Here is a 14,388-nt window from a genome sequence, read left to right on the forward strand (position 1 = left end):
GCGGCCGCACGCTGGAGGCATGACGACGATGGCCCAGGAAACACGCGCGCGCGAGGCCCAGGCGATCCGCCAGGCGCAGGGGACTCGTGAGGCCCAGGAGGCCCAGGAGGTCCGTGCGGCGGAGGCGGCCCGCGAGGTCCAGAAGGCCCGCGAGTCGCGCGGGGCCGGCGGCTCGGAGATCCGGCGCCACGAGCTGGCCGCCTTCCTGCGCAACCGCCGCGAGCGGATCACGCCCGAGCAGGTGGGCCTCCCGCGCGGAGCGCGCCGCCGGACCCCGGGGCTGCGCCGCGAGGAGGTCGCCCACCTCTCGGCCGTGGGCGTCACCTGGTACACCTGGCTCGAACAGTCCCGGGACATCCAGGTCTCGGTCCAGGTCCTCGACGCCCTCGCCCGCACCCTGCTGCTCGACCCGAGCGAACGGGCGCACCTCTTCCAGCTGGCCGCCGCGACCGACCCGACGCCCGCCTCGTCGTGCGCCGGGGTCACCGACGCCGTACGCGAGGTGCTCGACCAGCTCGACCCGCTGCCGGCCTGCGTCCAGAACAGCCGCTACGACATCCTGGCCTACAACCGCACCTACGCCCGTCTGCTCTGCGACCTCGACGCGATCCCGCCCGAGGACCGCAACTGCATGGTCCTGGTCCACACCCACCCGCAGTGGCGCGAGTCGATCGTCCACCTCGACGAGACCATGCGCCTGATGGCCGCGAAGCTCCGCGCCTCCATGGCCGGCCATCTCACCGAGCCCGCCTGGAAGATGCTGGTCAAGCGACTTCAGTCGGAGTCACCGGAGTTCCGCGAGAACTGGGAGCGCTACGAGGTCATCGCGACCCGCAGCAAGACCAAGCAGTTCCGCAACCCGCACGTCGGCCTCCTCGATCTCACCCACACCGACCTCTGGCTGAGCCCGGAACTCGGGGCGCGGCTGGTGACGTACGCACCGGCGGACGAGGTGACGCGGGAGCGGCTGGAGAAGCTGTACGCGCTCGCGCGGGTGTCTTCCGCCGAGGCCGCGGAGGCCGGGGGAACCGCGCAGATCACCGAGGCCGCCGGGGCCGCGGAGGCCCCGGAGCGCGGGGTCAGGCGCTGAGGCTCGCGGCCTCCCGGACCTCCGGCGACTCCAGCCGTCGCGCGGTCCTTTCGGCCGTCCGCCGGGCCCAGGATCCGGTGGTCACGGCGCCCAGGACCAGGACGACGGCACCGCAGCCGGTGAGGATCCACCAGCCGGGGACGGCGGCGGAGACGAAGGTGTCGCGGTACGCCGAGGTGCTCACGCCCGCCGCGAGGACCGCGCCGATCACCGCGACGCCCAGCGTCTGGCCCAGCTGGCGGCTGGTGGAGGCGACCGCCGCCGCGACGCCCGCCTGACCGCGCGGCATGCCGGACACCGCCGTGTTCGTGATCGGCGCGTTCACGAACCCGAAGCCCACGCCGAACAGCACGTACCCGAGGAACAGCGTCACGTCCGACGTCTCCGCCTCGAAGACGGCGAACAGCAGCCCGCTCGTCGTGATCGCGGCGCCCGAGATCAGCAGGGGCAGCCGCGGTCCCCGGCTGCCGACCAGCCGTCCGGACAGCGGGGCGCACAGGAACATCGGCACGGCCATGGGCAACATCCACAGCCCGGCGTGCAGGGCGTCGAGACCCCGTACGTTCTGCAGGTACAGCGTGGACAGGAACAGGAACCCGCCCAGCGTGGCGAACGCGGCGACCGCGACCACGGTCGCCCCGCTGAACGGGACCGACCGGAAGAAGCGCAGGTCGACGAGGGGTTCGTCGCGCCGGGACTCGTACCGGAGCAGGCCGATCAGCGCGGCCAGCGCCACCGCGGCGAAGGGGAGACTGGTCGAGGCGCCCGCCTCCGGCGCCTCGATGATCGCGTAGGTGAGGGGGCCGAACAGGGCGATGACCAGCAGCTGGCCGACCGGGTCGGGGCGGCGGGCCTTCGGCGCGCGGGACTCGGGGACGTACCGCAGGGTCGCCAGCAGGGCGACCAGGCCGATCGGCAGGTTGAGCCAGAAGATCGACCGCCAGCCGACGGACTCCACCAGGAGACCGCCCAGCAGCGGACCCGCGGCCATCGAGATGCCCACGACCGCGCCCCACACCCCGATGGCGCGAGCCCGCCCGCGGGGGTCGGTGAACGTGTTGGTGATGATCGACATGGCGACCGGGTTCAGCATGGAGCCGCCGACCGCCTGCACCATCCGGGCCGCGACCAGCAGTTCCAGGTTCGGGGCGAGCGAGCACAGCAGCGAGCCGATCGTGAACACGACCAGGCCGGCCATGAAGACCTTCTTGCGGCCGATCCGGTCGGCGGTCGATCCCGCCAGCATCAGCAGCACGGCCAGCACGAGCGTGTACGCGTCGATCGTCCACTGGAGGCCGGCGGTGGAGGCGTGCAGATCGCTCTGCATCGCGGGCAGGGCGACATTGAGAACGGTGACGTCGAGACTCACGATCAGCAGGCTCATGCAGCAGATCGCGAGCACCAGCAGACGTCGGCGAGGGCTGAGCTCGGGCATGCGGTTCATCGTACGCCGATATCGATAGTGCGCCTAACTAATGGTCGCTACATGAGCTTCCTCTGGTCATACGGGCGATCACGGAGGTGATCACGGGTGCAGGTGGGGGTGCGGGGGTGCGGGTGGAGGCGAGCGCACGGGTACGGGGCGGTGGGAGGGGCGCGGGAAACCCGCGGCCGGGCACACCGTCCGATGCGTGACAATGGGTGGATGCCCACGACCGCGCCCACGCAGAACGCGACCCCGAACACCGCCCTCCGGATCGGCCCGCACGCCGTCACCCCACCGGTCGTCCTGGCCCCCATGGCCGGGATCACCAACGCTCCCTTCCGGACCCTGTGCCGGGAGTTCAGCGGGGGCAAGGGTCTGTTCGTGAGCGAGATGATCACGACACGGGCACTGGTCGAGCGCAACGAGAAGACCATGCAGCTGATCCACTTCGACGCGACCGAGAAGCCGCGCTCGATCCAGCTGTACGGCGTCGACCCGGCCACCGTCGGCAAGGCCGTCCGCATGATCGCGGAAGAGGGCCTCGCCGACCACATCGACCTGAACTTCGGCTGCCCGGTCCCCAAGGTGACCCGCAAGGGCGGCGGCTCCGCGCTTCCCTTCAAGCGCCCTCTGCTGCGGGCGATCCTGCGCGAGGCGGTGAGCGGGGCCGGCGACCTGCCGGTGACGATGAAGATGCGCAAGGGCATCGACGACGACCACATCACCTACCTCGACGCGGGCCGGATCGCCGTCGAGGAGGGCGTCACCGCGATCGCGCTGCACGGACGCACCGCCGCCCAGCACTACGGCGGCACCGCCGACTGGGAGGCGATCGCCCGCCTCAAGGAACACGTCCCGGAGATCCCCGTCCTCGGCAACGGCGACATCTGGTCGGCCGAGGACGCGCTGCGCATGGTGCGCGAGACCGGCTGCGACGGCGTGGTCGTCGGACGCGGCTGCCTCGGCCGGCCCTGGCTGTTCGCCGACCTCGTGGCCGCCTTCGAGGGCCGGACCGAGGACATCGCCCGGCCCTCGCTCCGCGAGGTCGCCGACATCATGGTCCGGCACGCCACCCTGCTCGGCGAGTGGATCGGCGACGAGCCGCGCGGCGTCATCGACTTCCGCAAGCATGTCGCCTGGTACCTCAAGGGCTTCGCGGTCGGCTCCGAGATGCGCAAGCGGCTGGCCATCACCTCGTCGCTCGCCGAACTCCGGGCCGGTCTCGACGAGCTGGACCTCGACCAGCCCTGGCCCACCGGCGCCGACGGCCCCCGGGGCCGCACCTCCGGCAACAACAGGGTCGTGCTGCCGGACGGCTGGCTGAAGGACCCGTACGACTGCGCGGGCATCAGCGAGGACGCGGAACTGGACACCTCCGGCGGCTGACGTCCCCTGAGCCGTCCGGGTGCCGGCGCTCAGTTCTTCGACGGGTGCGGGGTCGAGCCGTACGCCGTCAGGAACCTGTCGCGGAACGAGCTCATCTTCCACACCGGAGCGTCGTGGGCCGGCTTCAGGCCGTCCGTCCAGTTCCAGGCGGCGATCTTGTCGAGGACCTTCGGGTCCTTGGCGACGATCGAGACGGGCACGTCCCGGCTGGCGTTGTTGCCGCTGACCCGGCTGATGGGCTGGTGGTCGCCGAGGAACACCAGGACGGTGTCGTCGGTGCCGTAGCGCTCCAGCCACTGGGTGAGGGCGGTCACCGAGTACTGGACGGACTTGCCGTACTCCTTCTTGGACTTGCCGGAGTCGGCGATGACGTCGGACGCCTTCTCACCGTCCGCCTGGATGCCTTCGAAGACCGAGCCGTCGCCGAGTTCGTCCCAGCCGACCATCTTCGGGATCGGCGCCCAGGGCTGGTGGCTCGAGGTCAGGATGATCTCCGACATCAGCGGCTTGTCGCGGTCGGTGCGGCCGTGCTCCAGCCGCTGGAAGGCCTCCAGGGCGTACTGGTCGGGCATGGTCGACCAGCTGAACTTCGGCCCCTGGTAGCCCATCTGGAAGGCGTTGTAGACCTTGTCCAGGCCGTAGAACTTCTGCTCCGGCCAGCCCTTCTGCACGCCCGGCATGATGCCGACCGTGTCCCAGGCGCCGGTCTTCTGGAACACCTTGGTCAGGGACAGGTGGTCGCTGGCCATGACCGTGCGGTACCGCTGCTGGTTGTCGACCCACAGGCCGGACAAGGTGGTGGAGTGGCCGAGCCAGCTGCTGCCGCCGTACGTCGCCGAGGTCAGCCAGCCGCTCTTCGCGCTGAAGCCGGCCTTCGTCAGGGCCGCGGTGCTGGTGTCCAGCGTCTCGTTGACGCCCGGCGCCATGCCCGGATCCTCGATGGCGCTGCGGCCGTAGCTCTCGATGAAGGTGAAGATGACGTCCTTGCCGCGCAGGTCCGGCACGAGCTGGTCGGCCGGGGTGGCCCCGAACGTGTCGTAGCGGGCCTCCTTGCCGAACGCGGCCTCGTCCCGGAGGGTGTCCCGGACCGCCCTGGCCTCGTTGGCGAGCGCGTTCGCGGTGCGGTAGGAGGAGACCGGCACCCCGGCGTTCTGGATACCGAGGACGGAGCAGGTGACCCATACGGTGGCGGCGATCAGCGTGGCCCGAGTCGCCAGCCGGGTGTCGCGCATCATCAGGTTGCTGATGCGCACCGTCGCCAAGGCCATGGTGACGAACAGCAGGGCGATGAGCAGGACGAGGCCGATCGCGGCGCCGACGGCAGTCGCCCGGCCCATCGAGTCCGCGACGTAGGACTGGGCGTCGTCCAGCAGGCCCCAGTCCAGGACGAGGTTGAAGTCGCGGCCCAGGTAGTCCACGAAGCCCATGTCGAGCATGTTGAGCACCGTCAGCGCGCCGAGCAGCACGCCGCACACCGCCGCGAAGATCACCCGCGGCCGACGCGGCAGGGCCAGCAGCACGGCCGCACCCATGATCGCCTCCCCGGGCAGCCGGGTGAACCGGTTCAGCTGGAGCGCGACGAGCCTGTTCGGCAGCAGCAGCGCCCCGAGCACCAGCGCCAGGGACAGGACGGTCGTCGTCCACCACACCACCCGGGCCGCCCGAGGACGCCGGCTCCGCCAGTCACGCCAGTACCGGATACGGGCGTGGAGACCCCGGGGCGCGCGCTCGCTCTCGGCAGCCCGAGCCCCCGCGTCCTCCTCCATGGAAGCGACGCGATCGACACCGCCGACCTCACCGACGTCACCGACCTCACCGACCTCGTCGATATCGCCGACGCTGCCGACGGGCTCGGAACGGGACTCGGACTCGAGCCCGGGTTGGGGTTCGGAACGTGAACCGGACTCGGACTCGGCATCGACGCCGTCGACGGGTTCCACGGCGTCCTCGGAGTCGTCCTCGGGGTCCTGCGGTGTGGGCAGCTGGGATGAGCGAGTGGTGACAGGCACCCGAGGGTCCTTCCGTACGAAGCCCGGCGGTTCGGGGGATCCGGCATGGGGCCGGATCCGCCACAGTTTCGTACGGCCTGCCTTCGGCTCGCGTTCAGCCGCCCTCGGCCAGCGCTCGGCAAACACCGCGCAAACGGCGCGCCAAGCAGCCGGTCACGCGCCCCCGACCGCCGTGAGCAGCGCCAATGGGGCCGCTGCCGAACGGGACTCCCGTACACACGCGTGCGGGTACGGTACCGGCTCCGCGTGGGTGTCCCGCCCGTAGCCCGCGAGAACCTCGGGGAGGCGGTGCCCGGTCGCGGTCGCCGCGTCGACCAGCGCATGGGCGACCGTACGGGCCTCGTCATGCAGGCCGTAGCGGGCGAGGCCCAGCGTGATCAGCGCGTTGTCGTGCGGCCAGACCGAACCGCGGTGGTAGGACAGCGGGTGGTACGCCGGCTGCCCGGACGCCAGGGTGCGTACGCCCCAGCCGGAGAAGAAGTCCGGTTCGAGCAGCCGCCGGCCCACCAGCTCCCCGTACTCCTTGTCCAGCAGGCCCGACCAGAGCAGATGTCCGGCGTCCGAGGCGAGCGCGTCGACCTGGCGGCCCTCGCCGTCCAGGGCGATCGCCGGGAAGGAACGCTCCCGCATCCAGAAGTCCCGCTGGAACCGGTCCCGCAGGTCGGCGGCCGCCTGTTCCAGCAGGGCCGCGTACTTCTCGTCCTCCCACACCGTGCGCGCCACCCATGCCGTGCGGCGCAGCGCGTCGTACGCGTAGCCCTGGGCCCCCGCCGCCATCACCGCTCCGGTCGCGCGGGTGCCGTCCGCGGAGCAGATGGCGCCGGGGGAGTCCTTCCAGTTCTGGTTGGCCAGACCGCCCTGGTCGGCCCGGTACACCAGGTAGCCGCGCGAGGTGAGCCCGCCGTGGTCCAGCATCCAGCCGATCGCCGCGCGGGCGTGCGGCTCCAGCTTGCGGGCCAGCGTCATGTCACGGGTCTGCTCGACATACGCGCCCAGGAGGACGAGGAACAGCGGGGTCGCGTCCACCGAGCCGTAGTAGCGGCCGTACGGGACCTGCTCGAAGTGGGCGAGTTCGCCGTGCCGCACCTCGTGCACGATCTTGCCGGGCTGGGACACCGTCCGCGGACCGGTCTCGGTGGCCTGCGCCGCGGCGAGCGCGAGCAGCGTGGCGGCGGCCGGGCGGGGCCGGTAGGGGAGGGAGAACAGCGAGGTGAGCAGGGCGTCACGGCCCAGCAGGGTCAGGAACCAGGGGGCGCCCGCCGCCGGGACACGCAGCTCCTCGCCGTCCGGCCCGGTCGCCTGGACCTGGAGCGAGGCCAGGTCCGCGAGACCGCGCGCGCAGGCCGCGGCCAGCTCGGGCCAGCCGGTCGGGAAGGCCACGCCCTCTACGAACTCGCCTTCCTGCGCGAGGAGTTGTCCGGTGACCGAGGCCGGTGAGCGGGGCACCCGCAGGGTCCGCTTCTCGCCGTGCGGCCGGGCCATCACCCGCAGGGTCAGCTCGGCGGAGCCGTGCGGTTCGAGCTCCAGCTTCCACACCAGCCGGCGGGCGCCGGTGCCGGTCTCCTCGATGCCGTCGGGCACGGGCTCCGCGGTCACCGTCGTACAGGACTTCCACTCGCCGCGCCGGTAGGTGAACTCCACGCCGTCGTCGAGGATCTGGCGGCGGCGGACGACGCCGGTCTTCGCGTACGTACGGTGGTCGGAGCGCAGTTCGAACTGGTCGGTGAAGTCGGCGTCGGCGGTGACCGCGAGGCGGACCGTCGTCGGCACCGGGCGGTTGCTGACGACCCGCAGCGACTCCACGAACGAGCTGTCACCGACGGCCTGTTCACGGAACAGCGTGCAGGACGGCGGCTCGTTGCGGCCGCCGCGCGGGACGAGCACGCACCGCGTGGTGTCCCCGTCCGCGACCGGCGAGAGCACCTCCGGCACGGCGCCGTCGACCGTCAGCTGCCAGCGGCTGAGGTGCCGGGCGTCGCGGACGAACAACCCCTCGGGGGATCCCGCGGCCACCCCGGAGCCCCCTACGCCGCTGATGTCCCCGCGGTCGCCCACGGCGGCGAACGTCCCGCCGTACACGAGCAGATGATGTCGGTCCGTCATCCCCGGTCCCCTCCCTTGAGAGCCGTGATACCCGGGCCGGCCGGGATTCCCGGGCCGGCCATGACACCCGTGCCTGACGTGGTGTCGTCGTGCAGCAGGTCGAGCGTGAGCGCGGCGGTCCAGCTGAAGCCGGTCGCCCCGCAGGCCTCGCCGGTGTACGGGTCGACGTACTCCGCGAAGCCGGAGGTGTCCGCGATGTCCAGCACGGCCCGGCGCAGCGCGTCCGCGCCGGTCTCGTCGCCGTGCAGCCTGAGGCCCCGTTCGAGCAGCCAGCTCGTGTTGAACCAGGCCGGGCCGCGCCAGTAGCGGTGCGGGTCGAAGGCCTCGCCGAGGAGGTCGTAGCTGGGCGCGAGGCGGGTGGTGGTGCCCAGGCCGAAGTGCGGGCCGCGCAGGGTGCGGACGAGCGCGGCGGCCACCTCGCGCGGCAGGCCGGGCAGGAGAAGGGGGACGAGGCCGGAGACGCCCCGCTCCGGGACGAGGGCGCCGGTGAGCGGGCGTCGGCCCGGGTCGGGATCCCCGCCGCGCAGATCCCGGCAGAAGAACATGCCCTCCGCCGGGTCCCACAGCCGCTCGACGAGCGCCGCCGTGAGCCGCTCGGCGCGCGCGTGCCGGGCCGTGCCGGTCGCGCCCAGCTCGTACGCGATGTGCGCGAGGGCGTGCTCGGAGGCGATCAGCAGCGCGTTGAAGGCGGGATCCTCGACGGCGAACTCCGCACCCCCGGCCCCCTGGCCCCCCACACCGGACGCGCCCTCGAACCCGCCGCCCTGCTCCCGCCCGCCCTTCTTCCGCCCGCCCTGCTCCCACCCGTCCCGCGGCCTGCCGTCTTCGTCCCGCCCGCCCTGCGGCCTGCCGTCCTTGGTCCCGCGGTTCTGATCGCGGTCGTTCTCGTCCCTGCCGTCGCGATGTCCGCCGTCCCGCGCTCGGCCGTCGAGGTGTCCGCCGTCCCGCGCCCGGCCGTCGCCGTACGCGCTGTCGCGCACTCCGCCGTCGCGGTATCCGGCGTCCCGGTACTCCGTGGCCAGCCGCACGTACCGCCCGTAGTCCAGGTCCGTCGGACGGTCCTCGGGCGCCCCGTGGTCGAGGTCGGCGCGCCGGAAGGAGCGGGCCGGGGCCGGGGCGACCCGGGCGAGCGGCGCGTCCCAGCTCGGCGCGTTGTCCATGCCCTGCTCCCACGGATGGACGACGGACACCAGCCCGCCCCCGCCCAGGTCGCGCCGGTGCAGCAGGTAGCGGTGCCAGGCGGCCAGCCGGGGGTACACCCGGGTGAGGAAGCCGCGGGCGCGTGAGAGTCCCGGGTCGGCGCAGTGCACCAGCCAGGCCGCGAGCGCGTGCACCGGTGGCTGCACGATGCCGGAGGTCTGTACGGTGCGCGGGGCGCCCGCAGCGCGCCCCGCGGTCGAGGAGCGCCAGAAGTCCGGGCTCGGGAAGTACGCGTCGAGCGGCACGGAGGGGTTGAACACGATGTGCGGGATGCGGCCGTCGCCCCACTGGGCGTCCAGCAGCGTCTCCAGCTCCGTCTGCGCCCGGCGCGGCGAGACGTGCCGCAGGCCGATGGCGATGAAGGCCGAGTCCCAGGACCACTGGTGCGGGTACAGGCCGGGTGAGGGAACCGTCGACGTACCCGTCCAGTTGCCCGCCAGGACGCTCGCCGCCCTGCGGCGCAGAGCCGCGAGGTGCGGAGTCCCGGGTGCCGGGGCCCCGAGGTGCGGCGGACCGGGCGGACCCGCCGGATCGTATGCAACGGCGTACTCCGCCGGGCGGGCGATGAGCTGGGCGGTGCGATCCACTCGGGGCTCCCCGAAGACGACAAGGCCGACCGGTTCAGCGGTGGCTACCATAGGGTTACGTCTATTTAACACGCAAAACTCAATATGTAATGCAGGCTTGAGAAACACAAGGGGGTGCGCATGACGGGACGAGGCCAGGCCAGCTCCGGAGATCTGCTCGAAATGGTGCGCAGGGGACGGGCGACGACACGTGGTGCCCTCCAGCAGGCCACCGGCCTCTCCCGCGCCACCGTCGGCCAGCGCCTGGACCGCCTCTTCCGCGCCGGCTGGCTGCGCGAGGGGGCCGGCGGCCCGGTCGACTCCCCGCTGGGCGGCCGTCCCTCGATCACCCTGGAGTTCGACGACGCCCACGCCGTCGTGCTGGCGGCCGACCTGGACACGCGGCACGCGCGGGCGGCCGTGCTGACGCTGACCGGGGAGATCCTGGCCGAGCACGGCGGCACGCTGGTCATCGAGGACGGGCCGGACGCGGTGCTCGGCGAGCTGGGCGGCTGGTTCGCCGGGCTGCTGGAGAAGGCGGGCCACCGGCCGGACGAGGTGTGCGGCATCGGGCTCGCCGTGCCCGGCCCGGTCGACAGCGAGACCGGCCGGGTCGTCCAGCCGCCGATCATGCCCGGCTGGGACGGCTACGACATAAGGGGCCGGCTGTCCCGCGCCTTCACCGAGCGGACGGCGGGAGGGAACGCGGGCGGATACGGCGGCGCGGTGACGGTCCCCGTCCTCGTCGACAACGACGCGAACCTCATGGCGTACGGCGAACAGCGCACCGGATACGCCGACTGCTCGGCGTTCGTGCTGGTCAAGGTGTCGACAGGCATAGGCGCGGGGGTCGTGGTCGGTGGCTCGATCTTCCGGGGCGTCGACGGCGGGGCCGGCGACATCGGGCACATCCGGGTGGGTGCGGAGGCGCTCTGCCGCTGTGGTTCCTACGGCTGTCTCGCGGCGGTCGCCAGCGGTGGCGCCGTGGCGCGGCGGCTGGCGGAGTCGGGTGTCCCGGCGTCCTCGGGATCGGATGTGCGCGACCTGCTCGCGGCCGGCCATCCGGAGGCGGCCGCCCTGGCCCGTGAGGCCGGGCGGCGGGTCGGGGACGTGCTGGCGACCGTCGTGACGCTGCTCAACCCCGGGGTTCTGATGATCGCCGGAGATCTGGCCGGAACCGCCTTCCTGACCGGCGTGCGCGAATTGCTCTACCAGCGCGCGCTGCCCCGCTCGACGGCCCGTCTGGACGTGGTGACCTCGCGGCTGGGGGAGCGGGCCGGCCTGGTGGGAGCGGGTGCGCTGGTCGTGGAACACCTGTACGCGCCGGAACGGGTCGAGGAGCGGTTGCTGGCGCTCGGGGTGTGAGGGACGCTCGTGTGACGGGACTCCCGGGAACCCCCGGGAGGCTCGTGTGACGAGCAGGTTTCCACTCCTGGGCGGGCCTTCGGGTGCGTCCGCATCGTGAAATCGGGGCGTCCGCACAAGGCTGATTCCAGCGTGATTCTCGCCACCCCTGAGGGGGGAAGTGCTCAGATGAGCGAATCAAGGGCGACTGCACTTCTCCAAGGGGTGGCACTCAGTGCCACCCCTTGATCGTTCATCGATCGAAATCAATCGTGCCGCACAGTGCTCATCTGAGCGTAATATGGGGCATGTGAGAGGCGGTCTGGAGGTGCTTGCGTTCAAGAAGTGAAAACATCGTCGGCCGTGCGCTTGCCAAGCCTTGACTTTCGATCCGCTGGCGGACGGTTGGTTACGGGCACATGACGCGCGAGTGGACGTACCCAGGAGCCTTCGATCTGGGTATGTTCCTGGCCGTCAGGGCAGCCACCGCGTCCTCGAGGAGTCGAGACCCGTGTCGGAAAACAAAGATCTCCAGGTAGCCGAGCAGGCCGCGACCGTTGAGGGCGTGAAGTTCGTCTACGACTTCACCGAGGGCAACAAGGACCTCAAGGATCTCCTCGGCGGCAAGGGCGCGAACCTCGCCGAGATGACCAACCTGGGCCTTCCGGTCCCTCCGGGCTTCACCATCACCACCGAGGCCTGCAAGGTCTACCTCGACAGCGGCGAGGAGCCGGCGGCACTGCGTGACGAGGTGAGTGCGCACCTCGACGCGCTGGAGCAGCGCATGGGCAAGAAGCTCGGCCAGGCCGACGACCCGCTGCTGGTCTCGGTCCGCTCCGGCGCCAAGTTCTCGATGCCCGGAATGATGGACACGGTCCTCAACATCGGCCTCTCCGACAAGTCCGTCCAAGGCCTCGCCAAGCAGGCCGGCGACGACCGCTTCGCCTGGGACTCCTACCGCCGTCTGATCCAGATGTTCGGCAAGACGGTCCTCGGCGTCGACGGCGAGCTCTTCGAGGACGCGCTGGAGGCCGCGAAGACCGCCAAGAAGGTCACCGTCGACACCGAGCTGGAGGCGGCCGACCTCAAGAAGCTGGTCACCAAGTTCAAGCGGATCGTCAAGACCGAGGCCGGCCGCGACTTCCCGCAGGACCCGCGCGAGCAGATGGACCTCGCCATCCACGCGGTCTTCGACTCCTGGAACACCGACCGCGCCAAGCTCTACCGCCGCCAGGAGCGCATCCCGGGCGACCTCGGCACGGCCGTCAACGTCTGCTCGATGGTCTTCGGCAACCTGGGCCCCGACTCGGGTACCGGCGTGGCGTTCACCCGCGACCCCGCCTCCGGCCACCAGGGTGTCTACGGCGACTACCTCCAGAACGCCCAGGGCGAGGACGTGGTGGCGGGCATCCGCAACACCGTCCCGCTCGCCGAGCTGGAGTCGATCGACAAGAAGTCGTACGACCAGCTGATGCAGATCATGGAGACGCTGGAGAACCACTACAAGGACCTCTGCGACATCGAGTTCACCATCGAGCGCGGTCAGCTGTGGATGCTCCAGACCCGTGTCGGCAAGCGCACGGCGGGCGCGGCCTTCCGCATCGCCACCCAGCTCGTCGACCAGGGCCTGATCGACGAGGCCGAGGCGCTCCAGCGGGTCACCGGCGCCCAGCTCGCCCAGCTGATGTTCCCGCGCTTCGACGACGAGGCGAAGGTCCAGCAGGTCGGCCGCGGCATCGCGGCGTCGCCGGGCGCGGCGGTCGGCAAGGCGGTCTTCGACTCCTACACGGCCGTCAAGTGGTCCCGCTCGGGCGAGAAGGTCATCCTGGTCCGCCGTGAGACCAACCCCGACGACCTGGACGGCATGATCGCGGCCGAGGGCATCCTGACCTCGCGCGGCGGCAAGACCTCCCACGCGGCCGTGGTGGCCCGCGGCATGGGCAAGACCTGTGTCTGCGGCGCCGAGGAGCTCGAGGTCGACACCAAGCGCCGCCGGATGACGGTGCCGGGCGGACATGTCGTCGAGGAGGGCGACCTGATCTCGATCGACGGGTCGTCGGGCAAGGTCTACCTGGGCGAGGTCCCGGTCGTGCCCTCCCCGGTCGTGGAGTACTTCGAGGGCCGGATGCACGCGGGCGCCAACGACGCCGACGAACTGGTCGAGGCCGTCCACCGGATCATGGCCTTCGCGGACCGGAAGCGCCGTCTCCGTGTCCGGGCCAACGCGGACAACGCCGAGGACGCGATGCGCGCCCGCCGCTTCGGCGCCCAGGGCATCGGCCTGTGCCGTACGGAGCACATGTTCCTCGGCGACCGCCGTGAGCTGGTCGAGCGCCTGATCCTCGCGGACACGGAGACCGAGCGCGAGGAGTCGCTGAAGGCACTCCTGCCGCTCCAGAGGCAGGACTTCGTGGAGCTGTTCTCGGCGATGGACGGACTCCCGGTCACGGTCCGGCTCCTGGACCCGCCCCTGCACGAGTTCCTGCCCGACATCACCGAGCTGTCGGTCCGCGTGGCCCTCGCCGAGTCCCGCCAGGAGCCCCACGAGAACGAACTCCGGCTCCTGCAGGCCGTCCACCGCCTGCACGAGCAGAACCCGATGCTGGGCCTGCGCGGCGTACGCCTCGGCCTGGTCATCCCCGGCCTGTTCACCATGCAGGTACGGGCGATCGCGGAGGCCGCCGCCGAACGCAAGACGGCCAAGGGCGACCCGCGCGCGGAGATCATGATCCCGCTGGTCGGCACCGTCCAGGAGCTGGAGATCGTCCGCGAGGAGGCCGACCAGGTCATCGCGGAGGTGGAGGCGGCGACCGGCGTCCAGCTGAAGCTCTCGATCGGCACGATGATCGAGCTGCCGCGCGCCGCGCTGACCGCCGGTCAGATCGCCGAGGCCGCGCAGTTCTTCTCCTTCGGCACGAACGACCTGACCCAGACGGTGTGGGGCTTCAGCCGCGACGACGTCGAGGCCTCGTTCTTCACGGCCTACCTGGAGAAGGGCATCTTCGGCGTCAGCCCGTTCGAGACGATCGACCGGGACGGCGTGGGCTCCCTGGTGAAGCTGGCGGTGGAGGCAGGCCGCGCCACCCGCCCCGACCTGAAGCTCGGCGTCTGCGGCGAGCACGGCGGCGACCCGGAGTCTGTCCACTTCTTCCACGAGGTGGGACTCGACTACGTCTCCTGCTCCCCGTTCCGGATCCCGGTGGCGCGGCTGGAAGCGGGCCGGGCGGCATCGCAGTCGACGGGCAGCGACCACCGCTGACGCCC

The 14,388-nt window shown here is 71.6% G+C and carries 8 protein-coding genes; 4 read left to right on the forward strand and 4 right to left on the reverse strand.

Features of this window, described 5'->3' with window-relative positions; translation table 11 throughout:
• The first annotated feature begins 19 nt into the window (after positions 1–19).
• Positions 20–1,090 carry a helix-turn-helix domain-containing protein gene (locus ACFVYS_RS15610; protein WP_389502339.1) on the forward strand — a complete coding sequence of 357 codons (1,071 nt, stop codon included), beginning with the start codon at positions 20–22 and terminating at the stop codon, positions 1,088–1,090.
• Here ACFVYS_RS15610 and ACFVYS_RS15615 read toward each other — a convergent pair.
• Complete coding sequence (locus ACFVYS_RS15615; protein WP_389502341.1) at positions 1,080–2,525, reverse strand: MFS transporter; 1,446 nt, start codon at positions 2,523–2,525, stop codon at positions 1,080–1,082. The genes ACFVYS_RS15610 and ACFVYS_RS15615 overlap by 11 nt on opposite strands.
• 210 nt (positions 2,526–2,735) lie before the next feature.
• On the opposite strand from ACFVYS_RS15615, the gene dusB reads away from it, so the two are divergent.
• Positions 2,736–3,902 carry a tRNA dihydrouridine synthase DusB gene (gene dusB, locus ACFVYS_RS15620; RefSeq protein ID WP_389502343.1) on the forward strand — a complete coding sequence of 389 codons (1,167 nt, stop codon included), beginning with the start codon at positions 2,736–2,738 and terminating at the stop codon, positions 3,900–3,902.
• A 29-nt stretch (positions 3,903–3,931) separates the two neighbouring features.
• Here the strand turns inward: dusB and ACFVYS_RS15625 are convergent, their stop codons facing one another.
• From ACFVYS_RS15625 to ACFVYS_RS15635, 3 genes are all read right to left on the reverse strand, one after another.
• Complete coding sequence (locus tag ACFVYS_RS15625; protein ID WP_389502433.1) at positions 3,932–5,668, reverse strand: CDP-alcohol phosphatidyltransferase; 1,737 nt, start codon at positions 5,666–5,668, stop codon at positions 3,932–3,934.
• 396 nt (positions 5,669–6,064) lie between these two features.
• The gene (locus tag ACFVYS_RS15630) at positions 6,065–8,014 is read right to left on the reverse strand and encodes a glycogen debranching N-terminal domain-containing protein (protein ID WP_389502345.1); all 1,950 of its coding nucleotides are present in this window, start codon (positions 8,012–8,014) and stop codon (positions 6,065–6,067) included.
• A complete protein-coding gene (locus ACFVYS_RS15635; RefSeq protein WP_389502347.1) occupies positions 8,011–9,801 on the reverse strand; it encodes a hypothetical protein in 1,791 nt (596 codons plus the stop codon). The genes ACFVYS_RS15630 and ACFVYS_RS15635 overlap by 4 nt, the downstream gene beginning before the upstream one ends.
• Before the next feature lie 120 nt (positions 9,802–9,921).
• Between ACFVYS_RS15635 and ACFVYS_RS15640 the strand changes: the two genes are divergently transcribed.
• Together ACFVYS_RS15640 and ppdK are read left to right on the forward strand one after the other, a co-directional pair.
• Entirely contained in the window at positions 9,922–11,145 is a 1,224-nt protein-coding gene (locus ACFVYS_RS15640) for an ROK family protein (RefSeq protein WP_389502349.1), read from the forward strand.
• A gap of 490 nt (positions 11,146–11,635) precedes the next feature.
• Positions 11,636–14,383, forward strand: a complete 2,748-nt coding sequence (ppdK, locus tag ACFVYS_RS15645) for a pyruvate, phosphate dikinase (protein WP_389502351.1) — start codon at positions 11,636–11,638, stop codon at positions 14,381–14,383.
• The last annotated feature ends 5 nt before the right edge of the window (positions 14,384–14,388 follow it).

This window comes from Streptomyces sp. NPDC058295, from assembly GCF_042880655.1.
Taxonomy (GTDB): domain Bacteria; phylum Actinomycetota; class Actinomycetes; order Streptomycetales; family Streptomycetaceae; genus Streptomyces; species Streptomyces coriariae.